Below are 26064 nucleotides of genomic sequence, written 5' to 3' on the forward strand. Positions count from 1 at the left end.
CCCCCGGGAAGGGGCACAGGGCCGGGTTCCCGTCACGGGGCCCGGCCCTCGGCGTACCGGCGGCTCAGCCGCCCGGGCGCTCGTCCCACGTGCGCGGCCGCAGCGGCAGCCCCGAGGCCCCGTCCCCGGGCGTCCGTACGGCGAGGATCTGGTTGACGCCGATGCGGTTGCGTTCGAAGGAGACGGCGGAGGCCGCCATGTACAGGCGCCAGACCCGGGCCCGGCCGGGGGAGGTGAGCCGCGCGGCCTCGGCCCAGCGGTCCTCCAGATTGGTCACCCACTGCCGCAGGGTGAGGGCGTAGTGCTCCCGGATGGCCTCGACGTCGCGGACCTCGAACCCGGCCTCCTCCAGCGCGGAGGTGGTGCGGCCGACGGGCGCGAGCTCCCCGTCGGGGAAGACGTACCGGTCGATGAAGGCGTCGACGTGGTAGGCGGCCTCGTCCTTCTCCGGGCGGCGCGAGATCTGGTGGTTGAGGAGCCTGCCGCCCGGCCTGAGCAGCGCGTACAGGTCGTCGGCGTACTCGCGGTAGCGGATGCGGCCGACGTGCTCGGCCATCCCGACGGAGGAGATCGCGTCGTACGGGCCGTCCCCTACGTCCCGGTAGTCCTGGACGCGGATCTCGACCCGGTCGGTCAGCCCCTCGTCGGCGATGCGCTTGCGGGCGTAGGCGGCCTGCTCGGTGGAGAGGGTGACGCCGACGACCCGGGCGCCGTACTCGCGGGCGGCGTGGATGGCCATCGAGCCCCAGCCGCAGCCCACGTCGAGCAGCCGGTCGCCCTCCTTCAGGGCGAGCTTGCGGCAGATCAGGTCGAGCTTGGCGGCCTGCGCCTCCTCGAGGGTGCCGACCTCGGTCCAGTAGGCGCACGAGTAGACCATGGACGGGCCGAGGACCAGCGCGTAGAAGTCGTTGCCGACGTCGTAGTGGTGGCTGATGGCCGCCCTGTCGCGCCGCCTGGTGTGCAGGGGCCCGGTGCGCGGGCGGACCTCCTCGGCGGGCGGCGGGGGCGGCGGGAAGGGCCCGGCGATGTGGAGCAGGCCACGGGCGGCGGCACGGAATCTGGGGTCGCGCAGGGCGTGCACGGCGTCCTTGGCGTCGGCGCCGCGTTCCCAGATCAGCCCCGCGAGCCGGTCGAGGGCCTCGTACAGGTCGCCCTCCACGTCGAGCTCCCCGGCGACCCAGGCGCGGGCGAGCCCCAGCTCCCCCGGCTTCCACAACAGCCGCCGCAGCGCCCGGCGGTGACGTACGACCAGGACGGGCGCATCCGGCGGCCCCGCCTCACTGCCGTCCCAGGCGCGGATCGCGAGCGGGAGCGGAACACCCAGCAGGTCCTCGGCGAGCGCGGTGAGCCGCGACGCGGCGTCGGCCATGGAGCACACCTCCGTGATGAGGGATCCCAGAAATGCTCAACACCACGAAAACACCCGGGGCGTGCGGACACAGTCCCGAAACGGGGCAATGCGACGGCAAAAAGCGAGCCGTTCACCCCGGCCGCGCGCCCTGACACCCCCTCAGCCCACCGGAGCCCCCGGCCCGCGTCTCCGCACCGGCCACGAGCTCCGCACCCGGCCACCGGAGCCCCCGTCCGGGAACGCCGAAGAGGCCGCCCGCACCACGGATGGCGGGCGGCCTCTCACGGAGGTGACCAGGGGGGAGCGGTCAGGAAGCCTTGGCCTTCTCCGGCTTCGACGCGCTCGCCGCGGCCGGAGCCGGCTTGGCGGCCTCGTAGAACTCCTCGCGCGGCGACTCGATCGCGCCGAGCGAGACGACCTCGCGCTTGAGGAACATCGCGAGCGTCCAGTCCGCGAAGACGCGGATCTTCCGGTTCCAGGTCGGCATCGCCATGCCGTGGTAGCCGCGGTGCATGTACCAGGCGAGACGGCCCTTGAGCTTGATCTTCATCTTGCCCATGACGATCATCGCGACGCCCTTGTGCAGGCCGAGACCGGCGACCGCACCCTTGTTGGCGTGGCTGTACTCCTTCTGCGGGAAGCCCCGCATGCCGGAGATCACGTTGTCGCCGAGGACCCGGGCCTGGCGCAGCGCGTGCTGGGCGTTCGGCGGGCACCAGGCGTTCTCGTTGCCGGCCTTGCGGCCGACGAGGTCCGGGACCTGCGCGTTGTCGCCGGCGGCCCAGATGTAGTCCGTGCCCTGCACCTGGAGCGTGGCCGCGCAGTCCACGTGGCCGCGCGGGCCCAGCGGGAGGCCGAAGCGGGCGAGCGCCGGGTTCGGCTTGACGCCGGCGGTCCACACGATGGTGTTGGAGTCGACCTCGAGGCCGTTCTTCAGCACCACGTGGCCGTCGACGCAGGAGTCCATGGACGTGGAGAGGTAGACCTCGACCCCACGGCCCTCCAGGTGCTCCTTGCCGTACGCGCCGAGCTTGGGACCGACCTCGGGGAGGATCTTGTCCGCGGCGTCGACCAGGATGAAGCGCATGTCCTCGCGCTTCACGTTCTTGTAGTACTTCGCGGCGTCGCGGGCCAGGTCCTCGACCTCGCCGATGGTCTCCGCGCCGGCGAAGCCGCCGCCCACGAAGACGAAGGTCAGCGCCTTGCGGCGGACCTCCTCGTCGGTGGTCGAGTCGGCCTTGTCGAGCTGCTCGAGGACGTGGTTGCGCAGGCCGATGGCCTCCTCGATGCCCTTCATGCCGATGCCCTGCTCGGCGAGGCCGGGGATCGGGAAGGTGCGGGAGATCGCGCCCATCGCGATGACCAGGTAGTCGAAGGGCAGCTCGTACGCCTCGCCGACGAGCGGCGCGATCGTGGCGACCTTGCGGTCCTGGTCGATGGTGGTGACCCGGCCGGTGAGTACCTCGGCCTTGGGCAGCACGCGTCGCAGCGGGACGACGACGTGCCGCGGCGAGATGCTGCCGGCGGCGGCTTCGGGCAGGAAGGGCTGGTAGGTCATGTACGACCGGGGGTCGACGACCGTGACGGTCGCCTCGCCGTAGCGCATCTTCTTGAGGATGCGCCGAGCTGCGTACAGGCCTACGTACCCACCGCCTACTACGAGGATCCTGGGACGCTCCGTGGTGCTCATGCCATCGAGTATCCACCCGCTGGAGGGGGGTCGCTCGTGCGCCCCTTCACAAGGTTCTGGGAGACCTCTGCTACACTGCGCGGCCCGCGTGACCGAGGTCATGGCGCCCGAGGGGAACCACGGTGTAACGGAAGACGTTGTTCACCCCCGTTGAACTGCGGCGGCGAGCACCTTTTAACCGTGGACCACCACTGGAGTTCACACCTACGAAACACAGCCGAGGGTGGCGTACGCGCCTGTGAAAGGGCCCCGAAGGGGGCTCCGGAGGCCGTTGGAAGGCTCCCTGGCCCCCCTCAGGGCCCTTTTCCTTGTGAAGAACTTCACGAACTTTTCCGACGCGCTGTCCGGCGACGCGTGGATCGGGCGCCGGCGCGGCCCGGATCAGACGAGCGAGAGGGCGATTCCGTCCAGAATGTCGTGTTCGGAGACGACCACCTCGCGCGCCCCGGTCCGCTCCATGACGGCCAGCAGGACCAGCGCGCCGGAGACGATCACGTCCACCCGGCCCGGGTGCATCACCGGGATCGCGGACCGCTCGTCGTGCGTGGCCGCCAGGAGCCGTGCCGTGACCTCGGCGACCCGCTCGTACGGGATGCGCGAGCGGTGGATGGCCGCCGAGTCGTACTCCGCCAGCCCCAGCGCGATCGCCGCGACGGTCGTGACCGAACCGGCCAGCCCGACGAGCGTCTCCGCGTCCCGCAGCGGAACGGTCTGCTCCGCCAGGTCCAGGGCCGCCTCGACGTCCGCCCGGATCGCCGCCACCTCCGCCTCCGACGGCGGGTCGCTGCGCACATGACGCTCGGTCAGGCGTACGCAGCCGATGTCGACCGACCGGGCGGCACGCGCGTGCGTGCGGCCGACCACGAACTCGGTGGAGCCGCCGCCGATGTCGACGACCAGGTACTCCCCCGAGCCGGAGTCCGCCAGCTCCTTGGTCGCCCCGGTGAAGGAGAACTCCGCCTCCTGGTCACCGGTGACGACCTCCGGCTCCACGCCCAGGATGTCCTTGACGCCCCGGACGAAGTCGTCGCGGTTCTCGGCGTCGCGCGAGGCCGAGGTCGCCACGAAACGCAGCCTCTCGGCGCCGTACTCCTTGATGACGGCGGCGTACTCGCGGCAGGCCGCGAAGGTCCGCTCCAGCGCCTCGGGCGCGAGCCGGCCGGTCCGGTCGACGCCCTGCCCGAGCCGGACGATCGTCATCCGCCGGTCCAGGTCGGTGACTTCACCGCTCACGGGGTCGACGTCGGCGACGAGCAGGCGGATGGAGTTCGTCCCGCAGTCGATGGCGGCGACGCGGGTCATGCGCCGGCCTCCTCGTCCCGGTGGGCGGTGACGCAGGGCCCCTTGGCCCACCACTCGGGCAGCATCGCGATGGCCTCGTCGCCCAGCGGGTTCACGCCCGGCCCGGCGGCCAGCGAGTGGCCGACGAGCACGTGCAGGCACTTCACCCGGTCCGGCATGCCGCCCGCGCTCGGGAAGCCCTCCAGGACCTCGATGGCGTCACGGCGCGCGATGTAGTCCTCGTGCGCCGCGCGGTAGGCGGCGGCGAGCTCCGGGTCGCTCTGGAGCCGCTCGGTCATCTCCTTCATGACGCCGTTCGCCTCCAGCGTGCCGATCGCGGAGGCCGCGCGCGGGCAGGTGAGGTAGTACGTCGTCGGGAACGGCGTGCCGTCCGGGAGCCGGGGCGCGGTCTCGACCACGTCCGGGTTGCCGCACGGGCAGCGGTGCGCGATGGCGCGCAGGCCGCGCGGCGGGCGGCCGAGCTGTTCCTCGAACGCCGCGATGTCCGCCTCGGTGGGCTCGGTGCGTTCGGTCTGCGGAGGGGGCGTTTCCATGCCTGCCTTGGGTTCTACTTGCGGTCGGTGCGGTCGGCGGTGTCCACGCCGTCCCAGAGGTTGGAGTACCAGGGGCGGTCGGCCGCGCCCTGGTCGGTGCGGCGCTGGCGCACCGCGTCGGGGTCGATGACCGTGTAGCCGGTCTCCCCGGGGAGTACATAGTGCAGGTGCTCGCGGGCGAGGCGCCTGATGTACGCGTCGTCCTGGAGCCGTGCCTTCTCGTCGCGCAGCCGTTCGACGCGCTCGCCCGCCTCGGCGGCCAGCCGCTCCTGTTCGGCGATCTCGGCGCGCTGGGACACCCATTGGCGCATCGGGTAGGCCAGGGCGACCACCATGGAGCAGACGACCAGGGCCAGGAAGGCCGCGCGTCCGGTCAGCCGGGAGCGGCGGGCCTGCCGGCGGGTCTGGGAGCGGTAGACGCGGGCGGCGGTCTGCTCGCCGAGCAGCCGCAGCCTGGTCGCGGTGGAGAACCGGTCCCGGGCCATGTGCTGTACCCGCCTCCCCTTGCCCGTTACGTACGTACGTCCCCGGACACGGTACGGGACCGTGGCCGGGGACGTACGGAGGCTGCTACGGAAGATCAGCCCTTGAAGCGCGGGAAGGCGCTGCGGCCCGCGTACACGGCGGCGTCGTCGAGGATCTCCTCGATGCGCAGGAGCTGGTTGTACTTGGCGACGCGCTCGGAGCGGGCCGGGGCACCGGTCTTGATCTGGCCGCAGTTGGTGGCGACGGCCAGGTCGGCGATGGTGACGTCCTCGGTCTCGCCGGAGCGGTGCGACATCATGCACTTGAAGCCGTTGCGCTGGGCCATCTCGACGGCGTCCAGGGTCTCGGTCAGCGAACCGATCTGGTTGACCTTGACGAGCAGGGCGTTGGCGGCGCCCTCCTCGATGCCGCGCGCCAGGCGCTCGGGGTTGGTGACGAACAGGTCGTCGCCGACGAGCTGGACCTTGGAGCCCAGCTTCTCGGTGATGACCTTCCAGCCCTCCCAGTCGTCCTCGAACAGCGGGTCCTCGATGGAGACCAGCGGGTACGCCTCGACGAGCTCGGCGTAGTAGTCCGTCATCTCGGCGGCCGAGCGGGACTTGCCCTCGAACTCGTAGGAGCCGTCCTTGTAGAACTCGGACGCGGCGACGTCGAGCGCCAGGGCGATGTCCTTGCCCGGGGCGTAGCCGGCCTGCTTGATGGCCTCGAGGATGAGGTCGAGGGCGGCGCGGTTGGAGTCCAGGTTCGGGGCGAAGCCGCCCTCGTCGCCCAGGCCGGTCGACAGGCCCTTGTCCTTCAGCACCTTCTTGAGGGTGTGGTACACCTCGGCACCCCAGCGCAGCGCCTCGGAGAAGGACTCCGCGCCGATCGGGGCGATCATGAACTCCTGGATGTCCACGTTGGAGTCGGCGTGCGAGCCGCCGTTGAGGATGTTCATCATCGGAACGGGCAGCAGGTGCGCGTTCGGGCCGCCGAGGTAGCGGAAGAGCGGCAGGTCGGACGCCTCGGAGGCGGCGTGCGCGACGGCCAGGGAGACGCCGAGGATGGCGTTGGCGCCGAGCGACGACTTGTCCGGCGTGGCGTCCAGGTCGAACATCGCCTGGTCGATCAGCCGCTGCTCGGTGGCGTCGTAGCCGACGAGCTCCGGGCCGATCTGCTCGATGACGGCGAGGACGGCCTTCTCGACACCCTTGCCGAGGTAGCGGTCCTTGTCACCGTCGCGGAGCTCGAGGGCCTCGAACGCACCGGTGGAGGCACCGGACGGGACGGCAGCACGGCCGGTGCTGCCGTCGTCGAGGCCGACCTCGACCTCGACCGTGGGGTTGCCTCGGGAGTCCAGGATTTCCCGGGCTACGACGACGTCGATGGACGGCACGAGCATCTCCTTCTGGGATGTGACGCAAGATGTGACGCGTGGTGGTGCAGGGTCTCTTTGGCCTTGCGGCAAGAGCCTAACCGGCCGGGGGGCCGTGACCAGCCGACGCCCGCCTCCTGGGACGAAAAAGGGCTCACGAGGCTGCATTGCGGGCGAAACGCCATGAAACTTACCGGCCGGTAACGCTGGGGAAGACGAGAACCCCGGCCCGGCGCGCACGGGGGAAGGGCACGCCGGGCCGGGGTGGCCCTGGGTGGGGTCAGCTCAGGTGGAGCTGCTGGCCCGGGTAGATCAGGTCGGCGTCGTCGACGATGTCCTTGTTCAGCTCGAAGAGCTTCTCCCAGCCGCCGGCCACCTTCTTCGCGGTGGCGATGGTGCTGAGCGTGTCGCCGGCCTTCACCTTGTACTCGCCGTCGCCCTTCTCGACCTTCTTGCCGGTCGGGGTGGTGACGGTCTTCGGCGCGGCCTTCTTCTCGGCCTTCGGGGCGGTGCGCTGCTCGCTGCGGGTGGTGGGCTGCTCGGCCGCACGCTCCTGCTGCGGCTGCGGCTGGGCCTGCTCGCCGCCGCCCTGGTACGCGGCGCTCGACAGGCCGACGCCGCAGTGCGGCCAGGCACCCTTGCCCTGGCCGGCGAGGACCTTCTCGGCGATCTCGATCTGCTGCGACTTGGACGCCTGGTCGGCGGTCGCGGCGTACGCGGTGCCGCCGTACGCGGCCCAGGTGGAGGCCGAGAACTGGAGCCCGCCGTAGTAGCCGTTGCCGGTGTTGATGGACCAGTTGCCGCCGGACTCGCACTGGGCGACCTTCTCCCACTCGGCGGCGGTGGCGGCCGAGGCGGACGTGGCGCCCAGCAGCGGGGCGGCGACGGCGGCACCGGTGATGCCGGCGAACGCGGCGAACCGGGCGGCCTTGGAGGGGCGACGGTGCTTGGACTTGCCGGAGAACAGCATGGGGACATCTCCTCACCGACGCCTGCGAGGTGAGCTGTCGGGTTCGGACGTGAGCTGCCCGGCCGCGCGGCACCGTGCGGTGCGCGCGGCTTCACCCCAAGCCGGTCCGCGCCATGTCTCCATGGCCGGGCCCGGCACTTACCTTGGGTCCCCCGCTCCTGCCTTCGGCGCGTGAAGCGACGACTGTTCCCGTCGACCGGCGGCAGGATTCGGCGTTCCGGTCGTAGGGGCCCGCGGTGGCGAGCGGTCACGACCGTAGACAGAGACGTCTCCGAAGTTCAAAGACGGACATTGGGTCCAATCCGCCCCTATCGCCCCGCCCTTGACGGGCGTTTACGCAGGTGAAGGGCGGATTGTGCGGTTCGGACGACCCTGCCCCGTCCATGAGGCCGAAGAGATTCATGTCTCACTTACACAGAAGTGGACATACGTCTCATTCCTTCCGCTGATCCGCCGTCAGTTCAAGGCTCTGACCGGGACGGATGAGGTCCGGGTCGGCCCCCACGGTGTCCTGGTTGGCCTCGTAGAGCGCGGGCCAGCCGCCGGGGACCTCCTGCTGCTCGGCGATGACCGAGAGGTTGTCGCCCGGCTGGACCGTGTACGCGCCGGGGCTGACGCTGCCCGGGTCACGTGTCGCCCCGTCACCGCGCGAGGGATGTGCGCCCTTTTCGCGGTCTGTGCCCGTATTGCCCGCCTCTGCCGGGTCCGTGGGCTCGAGGGTGCCTTCGCCCTGCGGGGCGCCGGGGACGGCCGGTGCCGTGGGGTCGGCGGGGGCGGCCGGAGCGGTCGGGTCCGCGGGGGCGACCGGTTCCGTCACCGGCGCCTCCTCCTTGGCGGGCTCGCCCCGGTGCTTGCCGGTGCCGGGCGCGGGCGTCTGCGGCGCACCGGGCGCCTCCGGCGCGGGCTCGGTGGGGAGCAGCGGGTCGGCCGGCCGGGAGGCCTCGGGCGCGTCCGGGTCCTCGAGCGTCTCGGCCGGGTCCGTCGTCCCGGGCGCGGCCGGGGCCGTGGCGGTGGGGTCGGCGTCCGGAGCGGTGGTGCCGCCGAGGCCCGCGATGGGGGCGCAGGTCTCCCAGGACTTCACGCCCGTGGCGGCGTAGACCTTCTCGGCGACGGCTATCTGCTCGGCGCGGCTGGCGAGGTCGGGGCGCGCGGCGTGGGCCAGGCCCCCGTACGACTCCCAGGTCTCCTGCGACATCTGGAGACCGCCGTAGAAGCCGTTGCCGAGGTCGGCGCTCCACAGGCCGCCGGACTCGCATTCGGCCACGCGGTCCCACGTGGCGGCGTCGGCCGCCGACGCGGAGCCCGCGCCGAGCAGCGGGAGCGCGATGGCGGATCCGGTCACCCCTGCCGCGACAACGATGGCGGGGGCTTGACGGGGTCGTCGGTGCCGGCCGTTCCCGGAGCGCATGCGGTGCTGCCTTTCGCGTGACTGCTGAGGTGACGGTGAACGTAGCGGCATCCGAACGTCAGTCACAAGTCGATGCACCGGAGATTACGCGAAGATCACAGAAGTGACGGACCGTCAGTCAGCGGTGCTCGCAAAAGGGGTGAACTCGACCGGGAGCGTACGCAGTCCCCGCATAATGAGCCCGCCACGCCAGCGCAAATCCGCCGGATCCACCGCAAGCCTCAGGTCGGGCAGCCGGGTCAGCAGGGTCGCCAGCGCGGTCTGCCCCTCCAGCCGGGCGAGCGGCGCGCCCAGGCAGTAGTGGATGCCGTGCCCGTACCCCAGGTGCTGGTTGTCCCGCCGCGCCAGGTCGAGCGTGTCCGGCTCGTCGAACCGCCCGGGGTCGCGGTCGGCGGCGGCGAGGACGACGAGGACGGGGTCGCCGGCCGCGATCCGCTCGCCGCCGAGGGTGAGCGGCTCGGTCGCGAACCGCCACGTCGCCAGCTCCACCGGCCCGTCGTAGCGCAGGAGTTCCTCGACCCCGGTCTCCAGCAGCCCGCGCTCGCCGGCGGCGAGGGAGGCCTGGAGGCGTTCACGCTGGCCGGGGTTGCGCAGCAGTGCGTAGACGCCGTTGCCGATGAGGTTGACCGTCGTCTCGAAGCCCGCGAAGAGGAGGATGAACGCCATCGCGGCGGCCTCGTTCTCGGTGAGGTGCTCGCCGTGGTCGGAGGCCTTGATGAGCCCCGAGATCAGATCGTCGCCGGGCGCCTCCCGCTTGCGGTGGATCAGCTCCGCGAGGTACCCGCGCATCTTCTTCACCGACCGGGCCACCCCGCCGCGCGGCCCCCCGCCGTGGCGGATCATCATCCCGGCCCAGTCGCGGAAGTCGTCCTGGTCCTCGCGCGGCACGCCCAGCATGTCGCAAATGGCATAAATGGGCAGCGGGAAGGCGAACTCGTGGATGAGGTCGGCGCTCCCCTTTGTAGCGAAGTTGTCGATGAGGCGGTCCGTGAGCTCCTGCACACGCGGCGCGAACTCGGCCACGCGGCGGGGCGTGAACGCCTTCGACACCAGCCGGCGCAGCCGGGTGTGGTCCGGCGGGTCGATGTTGAGCAGGTGCGTCATCAACTCGGCCTTGCGCTCGCCCGGAATGCCGGTCTTGCCCTTGGCGTGCGCGGGCTCGTCATGATGGGCGGGGTTCTTGCTCAGCCGCTGGTCGGCCAGCGCCTGCCGGGCGTCCCCGTACCGCGTCACCAGCCATGCCTCGACCCCGCTGGGCAGCGTGGTCCGGTGCACGGGCGCGTGCTCGCGGAGCCAGGCGTAGGCGGGGTACGGGTCGGTGGCGAACTCCCAGGTGAAGAGTTCGGGCGCGGCGTTCGGGTCGTTCACGCCCCCGACGTTAACCCGTCGCCCCCCGGCCCTCCGCCGCCCGGATCGCGTCGCGGTAGGCACGGCCGGCCGCCCGCAGGGCGGCCTCCGGGTCCACGCCCGCCGCCTCCGCCCGTACCGCCAGGGCCAGCAGCTCGTAGCCGATGCCGTCCCCGGACGGCGGGGTGACGTCCAGCCCCGCGGTGCGCACCCGGCTCGCCAGCTTCGCGGCCAGGGCCAGGCCGGGCTGGCCGAGCGGGACGCCGTCGGTCACGGACGCGCGCCGCTTCTCGACGGCCTTGGTCCGCAGCCAGTGCTCCTTGACCTCCTCCGGCGTCTCGGCGCGCTCGTCGCCGAAGACGTGGGGGTGGCGGTGGATGAGCTTCTCCACGATCGTGCCCGCCACGTCGTCGACGGAGAACGGCTCCTCCTCGTGCTCCTCGGCGATCCGGGCGTGGAAGACCACCTGGAGCAGGACGTCCCCGAGTTCCTCGCGCAGCTCGTCGCGGTCGCCGTCCTCGATGGCCTCGACCAGCTCGTACGCCTCCTCGATGCCGTACTTGGCCAGGCCCTGGTGCGTCTGCCGCGACGACCAGGGGCATTCGCGGCGGATGCGGTCCATGACCTCGACGAGGTCCAGCAGCCGGGCGCCCGGCAGGTCGTACGAACCGGGCAGCAGCTCCAGGTCCGGCATCGCCACCCGGCCGGAGCCCGCCATCCGGGCCAGCCCGTCCGTCAGGGCGCGGTCGCCCTCGCCGGTCGCGAGGACCACCACCGTGCGGCCGGGCGCGCAGGCGGCGACCAGTTCCTCGGCGGCCGGCGCGGCGATCTCCACCGTGACGCCCGCCTCGCGCAGGTACGGGAGCTGGGGGTGCCCGGCGTCGGCGCACAGCACCCGGTCCGCGGCGTGCAGCGTCCGCCACGCGGGCCAGGACAGCAGCCCGGGCGCGACGCGGTGGCTGGCGGTGAGCAGGACGACACGGCCGGGGGCGGCGGGCGTGCCGTCGTGCGCGGCCCCGGCGTGCGGGGTGCCGGAGCGGGGGGTGTCGGCGCGGGGGGTGTCGGCGCGAGGGGTGTCGGCGTCTGGCGTGTCGGCGTTCACCCCTCGAACCTACATCTGCTGCTGCCCGCCGAGCTGCCGCAGCCAGGGTGCCCGGTACTCACCGAGCTGGATCTTGTCGTTGTCCCAGGTGCCGTACCGGGGGTTCACGTCGATGTCGAGCCCCTTGGAGGCGGTGGCGAACACCTCGGTGAGCTTCTGCTGCCCCTCCGGGGTGTTCCCGGCGCCCAGCTTCGCGGCGATCTTGTTCATCAGGACGTTGCGCCGCACGACGTCGTCGATCTCGTCGGGGGCCACGCCCTGCTGCTGGAGCAGCATCGCGGCGAGCTGCTCCTCGCCGCCGCTCTGCGCCGCGGCGGCCCGCCGGGTCTCCTGGACCTCCTTGCGGCTGGCGGTGATGCCATGGTCGGCGGCGACCTTCTCCACCACCCGGTCGAAGATCATCCCGTTGAGCTTCTCGCGGTTGAGGTCACCGGTGGCCTCGATGAGCTGCTTCGCCTGCGGGGACGCCTGCTGGGCGGTGCGTACGTCCCTGACCTGGGCCTGGAGCGCGGCCACCTCGATCCGGTCCCCGTCGACGACGGCCGCCGCGCCGGGGTGGGCGTCGCTCCCGCAGGCGGTCAGGAGCGGGGCCGCGGCGAGGAGCGCGGCGGAGACGGAGAGCACGGTGCGACGGCGGCGATGCAGGCGGTGCAAAGGAGCCTCCTGGCGTGGGTCGTGCGTCAGTGGGAACGACCTTGCGGTGATCGATGGTAGGCAGTCGCAGTGGCGCAGGCCACTACTTCGAGGCCACTGCTTGCGCGGCTTCGGCCGCTTCGGTCAACGAGTCACGCGCCCGGGCGGTCTCGGGGCGCAGCATGATCGTCCGGGAGACGACGAAGGTGACCGGGATGGCCGCGGCCGCGGCGACCAGCGGCGCGTACCGGCTGGAGAAGCCCGCCAGGTCCACCAGCAGCCACACACCGCACGTCGTGATCACGAAGTTCGCGGCGTTGGTCAGCGGGAAGAGCAGGAACTTCCGCCACGTGGGACGGGTCCGGTAGGTGATGTGGCAGTTCAGGAAGAACGACCCGGTCATGGAGAGGAGGAAGGCGACGACGTGGGCGGCCACATAGGGCAGGCCCAGGGCCAGGAACAGCAGGTAGAAGGCGTAGTAGGTGGCGGTGTTCACCACGCCCACCAGCGCGAACCTGACGAGCTGACCACGGACGGTCATCGGCGTACGAGCTCCCCACGGGACGGTCGGTGCGGTACGGGGGTGTTGGTCGCCTTCACCAGGAAGTGCGGGCGCCGCTTCACCTCGTAATAGATACGGCCCACATACTCCCCGACCAGTCCCAGCATCACCATCTGGACCCCGGCGAGTGCCGTGACCGTCACGAGCAGGGTGACATAACCGGGGGTGTCGACACCGTTCACCAGGGCGACACCGACGATCCAGGCGGCATAAGCACCGGCGAGGGAAACCAGCAGCAGACCGAGATAGAGCGCGGCCCTGAGCGGTTTGTCATTGAAGGAGATCAGCCCGTCCAGGCCGTAGTTGAGCAGCTTGCCGAAGGTCCATTTCGACCGGCCCTGCCCACGCCGCGCGTTTTCGTACTCGAAGGTCGTGGTGCGGAATCCGACCCAGGCGAAGAGGCCCTTGGAGAAACGGTTGTACTCGGTGAGTTCCAGGACCGCGTCGACGGTCCGGCGCGACAGCAGCCGGAAGTCGCCGACACCGTCGACGAGCTCGACGTCGACGAACCGGTTGATCAGCCGGTAATAGGCGCGGGCGGCCACGGTACGGGTGACCCGGTCGCCCGTGCGCGTGCGCCGGGCCACGACCTGGTCGAAGCCCTCGTCGTACAGCCGCAGCATGCGGCCCACCAGCTCCGGCGGGTGCTGGAGGTCGGCGTCCATGATCACGACGGCGTCCCCGCCGGCGTGCTGGAGGCCGGCCAGCATCGCCGCCTCCTTGCCGAAATTGCGACTGAAGGAGACGTAACGGGTACGGGGGTCCGCCGCCGCGATCCCCTCGAGGAGGCTGAGCGTACGGTCATGGCTTCCGTCGTCCACGTAGACCAGCTCGAATTCCGCGGAGAATTCCACCGCGAGGGATTCCAGCTCCGTGGCCACGTGATCGTGGAAGCGGCCGATGATCTCCTCTTCGTTGAAACACGGCACGACTATTGAGATCAGCACGGAAGAACGACAACCGATGCGCGTGTCGGCGGCGGTCGCTCCACATGGCGGGCAGACGACCATTGCGTGAACTGGTCCAGGGGGCCGCTGATTTCACGGCCGGGCGCTGGCATATTCGGCCGCACCATGCAGAGAAACGTCCTCCGTGCCGGTGCCGTCGCCGGACTGCTCACCGCGCTCGCGGTCTGCGCCGGTGACGCCGCCGCCCGGACCTTCCCGTTCGGACCGCGCACCCGCAGCGTCAACGACCTGGGCAACCAGTTCGTGCCGTTCCACGCCCACCTGTGGGACCTGCTGCACGGGCGGGCGGACGGCGGGCTGCTGCTCAACTGGTCCTCCGGCTGGGGCACGAGCTTCCTGCCGGACCTCGGCACCTACCTGACCAGCCCGTTCGCCCTGCTCGTCGGCCTCTTCCCGCGCGAGGACACCGACCTCGCGGTGTACGTGATCACGGTGCTGAAGATGGCCGCCGCGGCCGCCGCCATGAGCGGGCTGCTCCTCGGGCAGCGCCCCGGCCCGTGGTGGGGCGCGGCGGTGCTCGGGGCGTCGTACGCGCTGTGCGGCTGGGCCGTCGTCGAGGCGTCGTACAACCCGATGTGGCTGGACGGCCTGATCGCCTTCCCGCTGCTGTGCCTGGCCGGCGAGTGGGTGCGCACGGGCCGGCACCCGGTGCTGGGGCCGGTGGTCGTCGCGGTGGCGTGGACCGCCAACTTCTACACCGCCTGGATGGCGACACTCGGTGCCGCGCTGGTGCTGCTCGCCCGGGGGGTGCGCGGCCGGCGGGTGCTGCTGCGGGCGGTGTGGACCGTGCTCCTGGGCATCGGCCTCGCGGCGCCGGTCCTGGTGCCCGTCTTCCTCGGGTCACGGCACGCGTACCCCGGCTGGACCCGGGAGTTCGCGCCCGCCGGGTGGGGGGAGCTGGCCGCGCGGGTGCTCCCCGCGACGTACGGCTTCTTCACCCCGGCGCTCTTCCTCGGCACGGGCGCGCTGCTGCTGGCGGCGGCGCTCCCCTTCCACCGGGGCGTGCCCGCGCGGGAGCGCTGGACGTGGACGGGACTCGTGGCGGCCGTGGTGCTGTCGGTGCAGTGGGAGCCGACGCACCTGGTCTGGCACGTGTTCGCCACACCCAACGGCAGCCCCTACCGGCAGACGTTCGTCCTGGCCGGGCTGGCCGTGCTCGCCGCCTGGACCGCCGTGGCGCACGGCTGGCCGGGGTGGCGGGCACTCACCGGCGGGTCGCTGGTCCTCGGGGCGATCGCGGCCGGGGCCGCCTCCGGGGACCTGGCGACACCGTGGTCGTACGGGCTGTTCGGCGCGGGCCTCGCGGCCGCCGCCGGCGCGCTGGCCCTGCTGCGCCTCCGGGCGCGGCGGTACGGGCTCGCCGGCGCCGTGCTGCTGGCCGGCGCCCTGGTCGGCCAGGCCGCGGCCACCACCGCCCACGCCGACCGTGAGCGGCCCGCGCGGCTGGACGACTACCCGGCCTGGGGAGCGGACCACGCGGCACGGGCGGCGGCGGTGGCCCGGGCCGACGGGTGGCCGCGTCACCGCACCGACCCCGGGCGCCCGCAGCTCACCGGCAACGACCCGCTGCTGGTGGGCGGGCAGGGCGCCGCGTACTACAGCAGCCATACGCCGGCGGTGCTCACCCGGACGCTGGCGGCGCTGGGCGGCGGGTGGACCTCGAACGGGCGCAACCTCCAGTCCCTGGACAACCCCGTGACCGACGCGCTGTTCGCGGTGGGCGCCCGGTGGCGCGGGACGGAGGTGGTGCGGAACACCGGCGTGCCACCCCTGGTGACGGTCCGTCCGCCCGGCGGGGAACTCCGGTACGGGGCCTCGCCGTTCCGCAACCAGGAGCTGCTGCTCGGGTCACGCGTCTACGACCTGCCCGCCGACGGCGCGTGCCCGGTCGGCAGCGACGTCCACCTGTGGGCGCCCGACTTCACCGGGACGGCGCGCCTCGGGGCGGGCGCGCCGGTGGAGCTGCGCGGCGGCCTGCCCAGGCGGCGCGCCCCCATGACCCCGCTGGGCGTCCAGCGGGTGGCGGGCGCGACGGTGACGCTGGACGGCGAGGGTTCCGTGCCGCCCGGGAGCGTGGGGTGCCTGGACCGGGCGCGGCTGGAGGCGGCCGTGGCGCGGCTGAAGGCCACCGGCGCGGTCGCGGTGCACGTCACCGCCGACGGCGTCCGCGCCGAACTGCCCCCGGGCACCCGGGGCACGGCCGTGCTGGCGGCGCCCCGCATCGCGGGCTGGCGCTGCGACGGCCGCCCCGCCGGGTCGTACGGCGGGCTGGTCGCGGTCCCGGTGACGGGCGGGCGCACCACGGTGAGCTGCGTCTTCCGGCCGCCCGGGCTGCGCGGCGGGGTGGTTGTGGGGGTGGTGGCGCTGCTCGCCCTGGCGGCGCCCGGCCAGGTGCGTCGCCTGCGCGCCACCAAGACTTCACCCCCGCACCACCGTGCCGTGACCCCTCCGGCCGTCCCGGCGGCGTAGCTTGCCCCGCATGCCCTCTCTTCTGAGCAACCGGCTGGCGAAGCGGGTCCTGCGCCCCGCGTTCGCCCTGGTCGAGCAGCGCATGGAGCGCGCCACCACGGCGCTCCAGTCCGATCTCGACGCCCTGCACCACGCGGTGGCCGACCTCCGCCGCCAGAGCTACGGCCTCGGGCTGCTGCTCGACCAGGCGGGACGCGACGGGCACCGGATGCCCACGGCGACCCAGGTGGACACCCTGGTCCGCGAAGTGCGCGCCGTCACCGGCGACGGCGGCGAGCGGGCCCGCCACGACATCACCGTCGCCTACCGCCACTTGGTGGCGCTGGAGGCCCTCGGCGCCGGCGACCTGGCCGGCACCGTCTCCGACGTGTGCGGGCGCCTGACGACCGTCCCGCTGCTCGCCCCGCCCAACGGCGACGTCCTGGAGATCGGCACCCGGCACGGGCTGTTCGCGGCGGCGCTGCAACGGATGCTGCGGCGCGACGGCATCGAGGCGCGGCTGACGATCGTCGACCCGCTGGACGGCTCGCCCACCCGTGAGGACGTCGTGCGCGGCAACCTGGTGCTGGGCGGCGGGTCCGGTGCGGCGGAGGCGGCCCGGCTGGTACGGGGCGGCTTCGGTGACACGGCCGTGCGGGAGCGGGTCGCCGACCGCCGCTACGGCGTGATCGTGGTGAACGGTGAGCACGACCTGGCGGCGGTGCGGGAGCTGGCGGCGCCCGATGCGGTCGTCGTCCTGGGCGACCAGCCCCGCCCGGCGGGCCTCACCGGACTGGGGCGGGTGGCGGAATCGGTGTACTGCCGGGCCGCCTGACGGCGCTGGAGCGGTGCGGCGCGGGGCCGCCTGACGGCTCGTGGAGCGGTGCGGCGGCGGGGCGGCCCGGCGGCTCGTGGAGCGGTGCGGCGGCGGGCGGTCACATTCCGCGCATCCGCTGCTGGCGCTCCAGGGCCCGGCGCAGCTCCGCCGGGAGCGGGTGGTACGGCCCGTACACCCGCTCCGTGTCGTAGAGCAGGTTCTGCAACTGCTGGTGGGCCGCGGTGTGGTCCCCCATCGCCAGCAGCAGGTGGCCCATGCGGTGCCGGATGTCGAAGGAGCGGCCCTGGTCGGCCCCGGCCGACTGGCTGCTCGTGTAGTACGGCAGGACCGCCCGGTACTCGGCGAGCGCGGCGGCCGTCTCGCCGAGCTGTTCCAGGCACAGCGCCGCCTCGTAGCGGAACTGGAGCGTCTGCGGGTCCGCCGGGCCCGCCTCGGCCTCCCGGTCGTCGGCGAGGCGCCGCAGCTCGGGCAGGGCGCGCCGGTACTGGCCGTCGTCCATCAGGGTCGTCGCGTACTGCTTGCGCAGGATGCGGACGACCGGGGAGTGCTCGCCGTGCTCGGCGGCGGCGGCCGGGAGGATGTTGCCGAGGATGTCGACGGCCTGCGTGATGCTGCCCTCGCCGAGCAGCCGCTTGACCTCGTCGACGGCGGCCGCCACATCGGGGCGGGTCGCGGCGGGGGCCACGGGCGGCTGGGGCACCGGGGCGGGCGTGGTGGACCGGTCGGGCCAGGGGGCGTGCGGGCGGAGGAAGGGGCGCGTCGGGTCGAGCGGGCCGGCCGGGACGCCCCGCGCGGGCAGCAGCGGGGCGAGCGTCTCGTACACCTCCTGCGCTCCGGACGGGCGGGCCTGCGGGTCCTTGGCGAGCAGCCGCAGGACGAGCGCCTCGAGGGCCTCGGGGATCTCGGGGCGCAACTGCCGGACGGGCAGCGGCGGCTCGTACAGGTGGCGGTGGAGGACGCCGAGGGCGGTGGAGCCCGCGAAGGGCACGTTCCCGCTGAGGAGTTCGTGCAGGAGCGCGCCCAGCGCGTACAGGTCGGTGTACGGGCCGACGGCGCCGCCCATGGCCTGCTCGGGAGCCATGTAGGCGGGGCTGCCGATGGGCGAGCCGGTGTGGGTGAGGCGGGTGGTGTCGGTGTCGATGACGGAGGCGACGCCCAGGTCGAGGACGGTGACCGTGCCGTCGGGCTTCACCATGACGTTGCGCGGCTTGAGGTCGCGGTGGACGATCGGCACGGCGTGCACGGCGGCGAGTACGGCGCAGAGCTGGGCGGCGACGGACACCGCCCACTGCCAGGGGTAGGGGTCGTGCTCGGCGAGGTGGTCGGCGAGGTCGGCGCCCTCGACGTACTGCATGACGAGGAACAGGTCGTCGCCGTCGCTGCCCGCGTCGTGCACGGTGACCAGGCCGGGGTGGGAGACCTGGGCGGTGACCCGGCACTCGCGGACGAAGCGGCGGCGCATCTCGTCGGCGGCGGTGGCGGCGGCCATGTGGTCGGGGCGCAGCAGCTTGACGGCGACGCGGCGGTCGAGCCGCCCGTCGTAGGCGGTCCAGACCTGGCCCATGCCGCCCTGGCCTATGACGGTGGACAGCTCGTAGCGCCCGGCGATGACCCGCCCGTTCACCGGTCCCCGTCCCGGGGGTCCCGCGGTTCGTTGCGCAGGAGGTCGCTGAGCTCGTCGAGCTCGGCGCGCACCTGGTCGATGCGCTGGGACGTCGGCTTCACCGGCGGCTGCTGGGGCGGCTGCGGCGGCTGCGGCTGCTGCTGCTGCGGCGGCGGACCGGCCGGGGCGGTCACCGCGGGCGGCTGCGGCTGCGTCGGGTACGTCTGGCGCGCGGACAACTGGGCGGCCGGCGGGTAGCCGTACCCGGTGTGCGTGGTGCCGTAGCCGGGCGGCGGGGCCGCGGCCAGCCGGTTGAAGTGGTTGATCTCGGCCGTCAGGTAGTACGCGATGACGCCGATGATCACGGCCAGCATCCAGACCACCATGATGGCGGCGTCCCCGTCGCTGATCTCCGCGTTCTCGCCCTCCGGGGTCACGGCGACCAGGAACACCAGCAGGCCGATGTTGAGCAGCAGGACCGCGCAGAACAGGAACCAGTCCAGGGTCCGGCGCGTGACGACCGCGAGCCTCAGCATGGGCGCCCAGCCGAGGAAGCCGCAACTGAGGAACGTCATCGCCGAGAACAGCACGCGCAGCGCGATCAGCGTGCCGTCGGCCGGACGCTGTGACGGTGGCGGTGCATAGCCGTGGCCGTGCATTCCTGCTCCTGACGAAAACGTACGAGTCTGACAAGAGGTCGAGCGTATACACCGACACCGACAACGACCTCGGGGTTGTGCGGAACCGTTGTTGAACTGATCACCGGCCCGCCGCGCCGGGCCCCGCCGCACGGGCCCGGGCCCCTGCCGCGCGGTCCGCGGGCCGTCGTAAGCGCCGGGCGCTCAGGGCTCCACCGTGCCGTCCGTGAGCCCGTCGTACATGCCCTGCACCAGCCGCTCGCCCAGCCGCCCCGCGAGGCGCAGCGCCCCCTCGAACTCGGCGAGCGCCCGGAAGCGTTCGCCGTAGCGCTGCTGGTCGGCCAGCGGCAGGCGGGGCAGTTGCAGGCGCCGCACGTCCAGCCGGGTCGCGGTGGAGGCGTAGCTGCTGGCCTGCCGGTTGTTGGCGGTGCCGCGCAGGAAGCCGGCGAGGAACCAGGGGTCGAGCGCCGCGGGGTCGGGGCGCAGGAGCTGGAGGTTGCGCCCGAGGGCCGCGCCCGCGGTGGCCTCGTCGACGACGCGGGCGACCGAGCCGCCGCCGAGGACGGGGACGACGACGTCACCGGCGCGTACGAGCACGGGTTCCTCGCCGGTGCCCTCGGGGAGGGTGCCGGAGGGGGCCTGGCCGGCCAGGACGTCCTGCTCGGTGAGGACGCGGTGGGGCGTCGGCGCGGCTCCCGTGCCGCCCGCGCGCAGCTCCAGGGCGCCGGTGCGGGCGAGTTCGCCGACGGTCACGCCGGGGAGGCGGGCGGGCTCCGGCTCGCCGGGGGTGCGGGCGGGGGGCGGGGTCAGTTCGGCGGTGCGGCGCAGCACGGTGGTGAGGCGGTCGTGCACCCCGGCCAGTTCCTCGGCGCCGCCGGCGGCGGCCGGGGGCGGCAGGTGGCGGGCGGGGGCGAGGTCGACGTCGTCGTCGAGGAGTGCGATGACCGGCACCGACCGGTGGGCGCCGGGCCGCTCGGCGACGGTGCCGTGCCGGTCGAAGGGCGCCCACGCGTCGAGCACGGCGGTGTGGACGGCCTGCCAGTCGAGCTTGTCGCGCCCGGTGTCGGTGTGCTCGGCGGTGTCGACGAGCAGCAGTTCCGGTGAGACGGACGCTCCGGCGACCGGCTTGCGCAGCACCCACAGGTGGAGCGGGATGCCGTACGGCGGTGCCGCGCCGGCCGGGAGGGCGACGACCGCCCGCAGCGCGCCGCGCCGCAGGAGGTCGGCGCGGATGCGGCGGCCGGAGCGGCGGGAGGCGGCGGCGGGGGGCATCAGCAGGACGGCGGTGCCGCCGGGGCGCAGCCGGGCCAGGGCGTGCTGGACCCAGGCCAGTTCGGATTCGGTGCGGGCGGGGAAGCCGTACTCCCAGCGCGGGTCGTAGGCCAGTTCGTCGTGGCCCCAGTTGCGTTCGTTGAACGGCGGGTGGCAGAGCACCGCGTCGGCGGTGAGCCGGGGGAAGGCGTCGGCGCGCAGGGTGTCGCCGGTGCGGGCGCTGACCTCGGCGCCGGAGTGCAGGGCCAGCCGGAGGGCGGTGAGGGCGGCCAGGTCCGGATCGGTCTCCTGGGCGTACAGGGCGGTGGCCCCGGCGACGGCGCGCAGCAGGGCACCGGTGCCGCAGGCGGGGTCGAGCACGGTGCCGGCCGGTCCGGCGAGTTCCGCCATGAGGGCGGCGGGGCCGGGCGGGGTGAGGGTGTACTGGCGCGGGTTGGCGTCCAGGTGGCGGCCGAGGAGGAACTCGAAGGCCTGGCGGGCGCCGGTCTCGGCGGCGAGGTCGGTGACGGCGCGCAGCAGCGGGACGGAGGGCGCGAGGTCGGCCCGGTGCGGGGTGGGTACGGCCCGCTCGACGCCGAGGCGGAGCGTCAGCACCTCTTCCAGGGCGGTGGGCAGCAGGGCGGTCATGCGCTCGTCCGACACGGCGGTCAGTTCCAGCCAGCCGCTGGACCGGTCCCGTACGAGGAGGAGGGCGCAGCCCGCGTGGACGAGGGCGGTGACCGCTCCGGCCGGGTGTCCGGCGACCTGCTGCCAGACGCGTTCCCGCAGCGGGACCTCGGCGAGCTTGCCCTGGGCGCGCAGCCACCGTTCGACGTCGGCGAGGGCGAAGGACGGGCTGGTCTCGGTGCCGCCGACGGGCTTGGGGAAGTCGGCGTGCCGGCGCCGCCAGTTGCTGACGGCGGCGCGTCCCACCCCGGCGAGGCGGGCGATCCCGGCCGCGGTCACCTCTGCTGCGTTGTCCGGCACCTGGCTGACTCCCTTCCATCTGCTGCTGTGGCGCCGATCCTACAGCCGTGCACAAGAGCACCCCATTCACAGCGTGAGCGTATCGGTTTTCCGTGAACCGTGTTGACTCGGTTCACAGGCTCTGGTCTTATTGACCCGTCGCAAGACGGGGCAGCCCCACCGCCCCGAACACAGACCTATGTCACCGTCCGGGAGGGCACCCATGTCCGACTACTCGCAGCAGGCCCAGTACGGCACCCAGCAGCCCTATCCGGGCTCCGGCCCCTACGGCGGCGCCCCCGCGCCCCAGCCGCAGGCACCGCTCCGCAACGGACTGGGCACCGCCGCGCTGGTGCTCGGCATCATCGGCGCGCTGTCGGGCCTGATCCCGCTCCTGTTCTGGCTCGCCGGCATCCTCGGCCTCATCGCCCTGATCCTGGGCCTGGCCGGGCGCGGCCGGGTCAAGCGCGGTGAGGCCGGCAACAAGGGCGTCACCACGACCGGCGCGGTCCTCGGCCTGGTGTCGCTGATCCTCTCGGTGGTCGGAGCGGTGATCACGTTCAAGGCCGTGGACGACGCGGTGGACGAGATCAACAAGGAGCTGAGCAACACCGCGACGAAGGACCCGGCCACCGCCAAGAGCGGCGCCCCGGCCGGAACGGGCGGCGGCACGGCGGACGGTGGCGGCAAGGGCGACGCCGCCGGCAAGGCCCTGGCCGCCGGTGACACCTCCGTGTACGACGACGACGTCCAGGTGACCGTGTCCGAGGCCACGTCCGTCAAGCCGGGCGAGTTCGCCATCGGCCACACCGAGGGCAACAAGGTCTACGCGCTGACGATCACCGTCGAGAACGCCGGCAAGGAGAAGCTCTCCACCGACTCCCTCACCGTCAGCGCCCGCGCCGGGGCCGACGGCGTGACCGCCGAGGAGATCTTCGACGGCGACACGTACGGCAAGGGCTTCACCGGCACCGTCCTGCCCGGCAAGAAGGCCACGGTCCAGTACGCCTTCGACGCCCCCGCCGACCCCCGGCGGCTCCCCCCGGGCCGCCTCACCTGCCCCGCTCACCCCGCTCCCGTCGCCCCGCCCCCGTCATCCCCCCCCCCTGTTTCCTCCCCCTCTTTCCCCCCCCCGCCCACCCCCCCCCCGCCACACTCCCCCCTCTTCACTCCCCCTTCTTCACTCCCCCCGTTCACTTCACCACCCCCGGAGATACACCCCCATGTCTTCCACCGCCCTCCGCACCCTCAAGCGCCCCGTTCTGGCCGCCCTCTGCGCCGTCACCGCGCTCGGCCTGACGGCCTGTGGCCCCTCCGGCTCCGGTTCCGGTGAGGCCAAGAAGGCCGAGCCGTTCGCCGGCCTGTCGGGCTCGCAGATCGCCAACAAGGCCATCAAGGCCACCAAGACGGCCGACTCCCTCACCCTCGACGCGAACCTCAAGACCACCGAGGGCCCCATGAAGGCGTTCATGGCCCTGGACACCAAGGGACAGTGCGCGGGCACCATCACCATGGGCCCCACCGGCACCATGGAGGTCATCAAGGCGGGCAAGGAGGCCTACATACGCTTCGACGAGGCCTTCCTGCGCGAGCAGAACGAGGGCGGCTCGCCGGAGGAGACGGAGGCGGCGCTGAAGATGCTCAAGGGCCGCTGGCTGAAGACGGACGCCAACGACCCGGAGGCCAAGGAGGGCCTCGAGATGTGCGACCTCGGCGCGATGCTCGGCGAGTTCGAGACGGGCGCCGGCTCCGCCGAGCGGGGCGAGGAGACCACGGTCAACGGCAAGAAGGCGCTCACGCTCACCGAGAAGGACGGCGACACGACGTACAAGATCTACGTCGCCACGGAGGGCGAGCCGTACCTGCTGAAGATCGACCAGAAGGGCGGCGAGGACCCGGGGACCCTGTCCTTCACCGACTACAACAAGCCGGTCCCGGCGAAGAAGCCGGCCGCCAAGGACATCCTCGATCTCGACAAGCTCGGGGCCGAGTAGGCACCGCCGCACCGGAAAGCCACCGGTGCATCAGGACCACGGGGCGCGGGGTGAGCACCGGGCCCCGGGGAACACGGGGAGAGCCGGACAGACCGTCGGAGGGGGCGGCCTGTCCGGCTCCGCCGTGTCCGCACGCCCTACAACGGGTGGCGCACCCACACGTTGGGCTCGACGTACACGGCGTACCCGCTCGACGCCTCGCACCGCACCGGCACCAGCGCGCCGTCCACCTCCACCGGCCCGTCCGTGTCGAACGGCAGCCCGGTCCACTCCCGCCACCGTTCCACCGAGTGCGCGATCGTCATGGACGCGGGCGCCACCGCCTCCACGACCCCGCCGGCGCGGACGTGGACGCGCAGCCACGGGTCGTGCGGCAGCCCGTCCTCCTCCCGGGTGCGGAAGGCGTACTCGCCCATCGGCACGCCCGGCTCCCGGTGCTTGCCGCTGGGCCGCACGGGCGCGACGACCTCGCGGAAGCCCAGCCGCCGCGCGTTGTCCCGCATGGCCGCCAGCATCCGGGCCGACAGCCCCTTGCCCTGGACGCGGGCGTCGACGGCGACCTCGATGGCGCTCACCGTGTCGGGGATGCGCCCGTGCCGCCGGTCCGAGAACGCCCACAGCAGCACCTGGTCCCAGCCCGTGGCGGGCAGTTCACCGCGCCCCTCCGCCCGCAACTGGAACGGGACGCTGAACGCCCGGGCCACCACCGCCCCTTCGGCGTCGGTGGCCACCTGCACGTACTCGGGCAGCTCCGCGACGATCCGCCCCATGTTCGCCCAGCCGACGGGGTCGTGGAGCATGAACTCGGGCCACAGGTCCTGTATCTCCCACAGCGCGCCCTGGAGTTCGGGCCGCTCGGCCAGCGTCGTTATGCACAGATCCATCCGGGCAGGCTAGACAACCCCGACACCCGGCCCAACCCATTTCCCGTACGTCTCAGCCGCCGCACTGGCGCAGCATGGCTCCCTTGTCCGCCCGGGTCACGGGCAGTTCGTACTTCACCGCCACCTGGGCGAACCGCACCGCGTAGGCGCAGCGGACCGCCTTGTGGGGCGGCAGCCAGGACGCCGGGCCGGAGTCGCCCTTGGCGGAGTTGGCCGGGCCGTCGACGGGCAGGAGGTTCAGCGGGTCGTTCGCGAGCCGTTCGCGCTTGTCCTCCGGCCAGCGGGCGGCGCCCATCTGCCAGCCGTAGGACAGCGGGACGACGTGGTCGATCTGCATCTCGGCGGCCTTCGCCTTCTTCCAGGTGATGTCCTCGCCGGTGTACGGGTCGTCCAGGGTCATCGCCACGACGACGCAGTCCGAACCGGCGCGGAAGCGCAGGTCCCGGCCGTCGCGGCGCAGCAGGTCGTTGCGGGTGTCGCAGCCGTTGCGCGCCAGCGGTACGCCGTCGGCGGTGTCCATCCAGGCGTAGCCGAACTCGTCCCGGTCGTAACCGGTCCTCGGCCCGCGGCCCTTGACGGTGAGCCGTTCGATGAGCCGCCGGGCCTCGGCCCGGTCGGCGTCGGAGGTGACGGGCGCGAGGCCCCGCTTCGTACCGTCCGGGTTGTCCAGCGGGCCGGCCGCGCCCGTGGAGGCGCCGCCCGGTGCGGGTGCCGGGTCTCCGGCGCCGACGGCGTCGCAGCCGGCGGCCAGGGACGCGGTGACGGCGAGGAGCGCGGCGGGCAGGGCTGTCCGGGGCGTAGGCATGCAGGCATCGTAGGTGTCAGACCTTGCCCACCCCCAGGGTGTTCTCGCGCGGCAGCAGCCCGCTTCCCAGAACCGCGAGCCACACACCGCCCAGCAGCTCCGAGAGCCGGGCGGTGTCGTGCTCGCCGAGCACCGCCCACGGTCCGGCGGCCAGTTCGTCCGTACGCCGCTCGACCTCGGCCCGCAGCGCCCGCCCGGCGTCGGTCGCGCCGCCGTCGGCCGCCACCAGCCCGCGCGCGGCGAGCCGTTCACGGGCGGCGGCCCACTCGTCCGCGCTCCAGCCGCGGCTCGCGAAGGTCTCCGTGGACGCGGCCCCGACGGCGGCGAACGAGACGAGCGCCTCGACCGGGTCGAGCCCGGCCGCGAGCAGCGCGGCCAGGTGGCCGTCGCCGCGGTGCTCGCGCAGCACCGTCGCGGCCTGCCACAGCACCAGGTGCGGCGCGTCGGGCCACGGGAGGGCCGCATTGGCGGCGGCGAGGGGTCGCCCGGCGTGCACGGCAGCCTCGGCGGCGCGCCGGGCCAGGTCGGCGGCCTCCTTCAGCGCGTCCACGTCCGCCCCCGGCAGCCGCCGGTAGAACCGGTCCATCGCCCGCAGCCGCGCGGCCAGGACGTCCCCGGGCGCGGCGACCCGCCAGGCCTCCGGCACGTGCCGCTCCACCATCGCCGGGCTGAAGCTGTAGAACGCGGACGCCACCTGTCCGGCGCCCACGGGGCCCAGGGGCGCCGCGCGCCACGCGAAGTAGGACGGCCAGCGCTCGTCGGTCGCGTACCCGAGTGCGGCGGCCTCCTCGAAGGTCTCCGGCGCGTAGTAGAGCACCGCGTGCAGCGGCTCCAGCAGGTGCCACATCTGGCGTACGCGTGCGACGTCCATGACCACTCCCCGATCTAGACAGTGACTAGATTGCGTACCCCCAGCGTGCTCCCGGCCGCC

The 26064-nt window shown here is 73.1% G+C and carries 22 protein-coding genes, 1 pseudogene and 1 riboswitch; of the genes and pseudogenes, 4 read left to right on the top strand and 19 right to left on the bottom strand.

The window, feature by feature from the left end; all coding sequences use genetic code 11:
• Positions 1-64: 64 nt before the first annotated feature.
• The 13 genes from E2B92_RS08110 to E2B92_RS08170 form a co-directional block, all read right to left on the bottom strand.
• Positions 65-1369, bottom strand: a complete 1305-nt coding sequence (locus E2B92_RS08110; protein WP_126887222.1) for an SAM-dependent methyltransferase — start codon at positions 1367-1369, stop codon at positions 65-67.
• Positions 1370-1658: 289 nt separating this feature from the next.
• Positions 1659-3041 carry an NAD(P)/FAD-dependent oxidoreductase gene (locus tag E2B92_RS08115; protein WP_126887223.1) on the bottom strand — a complete coding sequence of 461 codons (1383 nt, stop codon included), beginning with the start codon at positions 3039-3041 and terminating at the stop codon, positions 1659-1661.
• Between the two features lie 381 nt (positions 3042-3422).
• Complete coding sequence (locus E2B92_RS08120; RefSeq protein WP_126887224.1) at positions 3423-4343, bottom strand: Ppx/GppA phosphatase family protein; 921 nt, start codon at positions 4341-4343, stop codon at positions 3423-3425.
• Entirely contained in the window at positions 4340-4876 is a 537-nt protein-coding gene (locus tag E2B92_RS08125) for a DUF501 domain-containing protein (protein WP_126887225.1), read from the bottom strand. The genes E2B92_RS08120 and E2B92_RS08125 overlap by 4 nt, the downstream gene beginning before the upstream one ends.
• Positions 4877-4890: 14 nt before the next feature.
• A complete protein-coding gene (locus E2B92_RS08130) occupies positions 4891-5361 on the bottom strand; it encodes an FtsB family cell division protein (RefSeq protein ID WP_126887226.1) in 471 nt (156 codons plus the stop codon).
• A gap of 95 nt (positions 5362-5456) precedes the next feature.
• Complete coding sequence (gene eno, locus E2B92_RS08135; RefSeq protein ID WP_126887227.1) at positions 5457-6743, bottom strand: phosphopyruvate hydratase; 1287 nt, start codon at positions 6741-6743, stop codon at positions 5457-5459.
• Between the two features lie 253 nt (positions 6744-6996).
• Positions 6997-7686 carry a LysM peptidoglycan-binding domain-containing protein gene (locus E2B92_RS08140; RefSeq protein WP_126887228.1) on the bottom strand — a complete coding sequence of 230 codons (690 nt, stop codon included), beginning with the start codon at positions 7684-7686 and terminating at the stop codon, positions 6997-6999.
• A gap of 4 nt (positions 7687-7690) precedes the next feature.
• Positions 7691-7866, bottom strand: a riboswitch (cyclic di-AMP (ydaO/yuaA leader).
• 253 nt (positions 7867-8119) lie between these two features.
• Complete coding sequence (locus tag E2B92_RS08145) at positions 8120-9028, bottom strand: LysM peptidoglycan-binding domain-containing protein (protein ID WP_235023730.1); 909 nt, start codon at positions 9026-9028, stop codon at positions 8120-8122.
• Between the two features lie 180 nt (positions 9029-9208).
• Entirely contained in the window at positions 9209-10462 is a 1254-nt protein-coding gene (locus E2B92_RS08150) for a cytochrome P450 family protein (RefSeq protein ID WP_126887230.1), read from the bottom strand.
• Between the two features lie 10 nt (positions 10463-10472).
• Positions 10473-11414 carry a nucleoside triphosphate pyrophosphohydrolase gene (locus tag E2B92_RS08155; RefSeq protein WP_235023759.1) on the bottom strand — a complete coding sequence of 314 codons (942 nt, stop codon included), beginning with the start codon at positions 11412-11414 and terminating at the stop codon, positions 10473-10475.
• Positions 11415-11552: 138 nt separating this feature from the next.
• A complete protein-coding gene (locus tag E2B92_RS08160; protein ID WP_126887236.1) occupies positions 11553-12188 on the bottom strand; it encodes a SurA N-terminal domain-containing protein in 636 nt (211 codons plus the stop codon).
• Between the two features lie 91 nt (positions 12189-12279).
• Positions 12280-12717, bottom strand: coding sequence for a GtrA family protein (locus tag E2B92_RS08165; RefSeq protein WP_126887232.1), 438 nt, complete (start codon positions 12715-12717; stop codon positions 12280-12282).
• Entirely contained in the window at positions 12714-13685 is a 972-nt protein-coding gene (locus E2B92_RS08170; RefSeq protein WP_126887233.1) for a glycosyltransferase family 2 protein, read from the bottom strand. The genes E2B92_RS08165 and E2B92_RS08170 overlap by 4 nt, the downstream gene beginning before the upstream one ends.
• 126 nt (positions 13686-13811) lie before the next feature.
• Here E2B92_RS08170 and E2B92_RS08175 point away from each other — a divergent pair, with 126 nt between their 5' ends.
• The gene (locus E2B92_RS08175; protein WP_126887234.1) at positions 13812-16175 is read left to right on the top strand and encodes a YfhO family protein; all 2364 of its coding nucleotides are present in this window, start codon (positions 13812-13814) and stop codon (positions 16173-16175) included.
• Positions 16176-16185: 10 nt separating this feature from the next.
• A complete protein-coding gene (locus tag E2B92_RS08180) occupies positions 16186-16989 on the top strand; it encodes a class I SAM-dependent methyltransferase (RefSeq protein WP_126887235.1) in 804 nt (267 codons plus the stop codon).
• 100 nt (positions 16990-17089) lie between these two features.
• Here the strand turns inward: E2B92_RS08180 and E2B92_RS08185 are convergent, their stop codons facing one another.
• The 3 genes from E2B92_RS08185 to E2B92_RS08195 all read right to left on the bottom strand — a co-directional run bounded on the left by E2B92_RS08185 (position 17090) and on the right by E2B92_RS08195 (position 21471).
• Positions 17090-18616, bottom strand: a complete 1527-nt coding sequence (locus E2B92_RS08185) for a serine/threonine-protein kinase (protein ID WP_133087444.1) — start codon at positions 18614-18616, stop codon at positions 17090-17092.
• The gene (locus E2B92_RS08190) at positions 18613-19254 is read right to left on the bottom strand and encodes a hypothetical protein (protein WP_126889552.1); all 642 of its coding nucleotides are present in this window, start codon (positions 19252-19254) and stop codon (positions 18613-18615) included. Before E2B92_RS08190 ends, E2B92_RS08185 begins: the two co-directional genes overlap by 4 nt.
• A 183-nt stretch (positions 19255-19437) precedes the next feature.
• Entirely contained in the window at positions 19438-21471 is a 2034-nt protein-coding gene (locus E2B92_RS08195) for an N-6 DNA methylase (RefSeq protein WP_235023731.1), read from the bottom strand.
• Positions 21472-21673: 202 nt separating this feature from the next.
• On the opposite strand from E2B92_RS08195, the pseudogene E2B92_RS08200 reads away from it, so the two are divergent.
• Together E2B92_RS08200 and E2B92_RS08205 are read left to right on the top strand one after the other, a co-directional pair.
• Positions 21674-22489 (top strand): annotated as a pseudogene (locus E2B92_RS08200) (DUF4352 domain-containing protein); the annotation flags it as partial.
• Between the two features lie 184 nt (positions 22490-22673).
• Positions 22674-23444: a hypothetical protein gene (locus E2B92_RS08205; RefSeq protein ID WP_126888770.1), complete on the top strand. Its 771-nt coding sequence runs from the start codon at positions 22674-22676 to the stop codon at positions 23442-23444.
• A 137-nt stretch (positions 23445-23581) separates the two neighbouring features.
• Here E2B92_RS08205 and E2B92_RS08210 read toward each other — a convergent pair whose 3' ends face one another.
• From E2B92_RS08210 to E2B92_RS08220, 3 genes are read right to left on the bottom strand one after another with little or no spacing between them, the layout of a single operon-like run.
• Positions 23582-24328 carry an N-acetyltransferase gene (locus E2B92_RS08210; RefSeq protein WP_126888769.1) on the bottom strand — a complete coding sequence of 249 codons (747 nt, stop codon included), beginning with the start codon at positions 24326-24328 and terminating at the stop codon, positions 23582-23584.
• Between the two features lie 52 nt (positions 24329-24380).
• Positions 24381-25133 carry an HNH endonuclease family protein gene (locus tag E2B92_RS08215; RefSeq protein WP_126888768.1) on the bottom strand — a complete coding sequence of 251 codons (753 nt, stop codon included), beginning with the start codon at positions 25131-25133 and terminating at the stop codon, positions 24381-24383.
• A 16-nt stretch (positions 25134-25149) separates the two neighbouring features.
• The gene (locus E2B92_RS08220) at positions 25150-26004 is read right to left on the bottom strand and encodes an SCO6745 family protein (RefSeq protein WP_185923755.1); all 855 of its coding nucleotides are present in this window, start codon (positions 26002-26004) and stop codon (positions 25150-25152) included.
• Positions 26005-26064 lie beyond the last annotated feature (60 nt).

Origin of the sequence: Streptomyces sp. WAC05374 (genome assembly GCF_004353505.1) — a bacterium.
Taxonomy (GTDB): domain Bacteria; phylum Actinomycetota; class Actinomycetes; order Streptomycetales; family Streptomycetaceae; genus Streptomyces.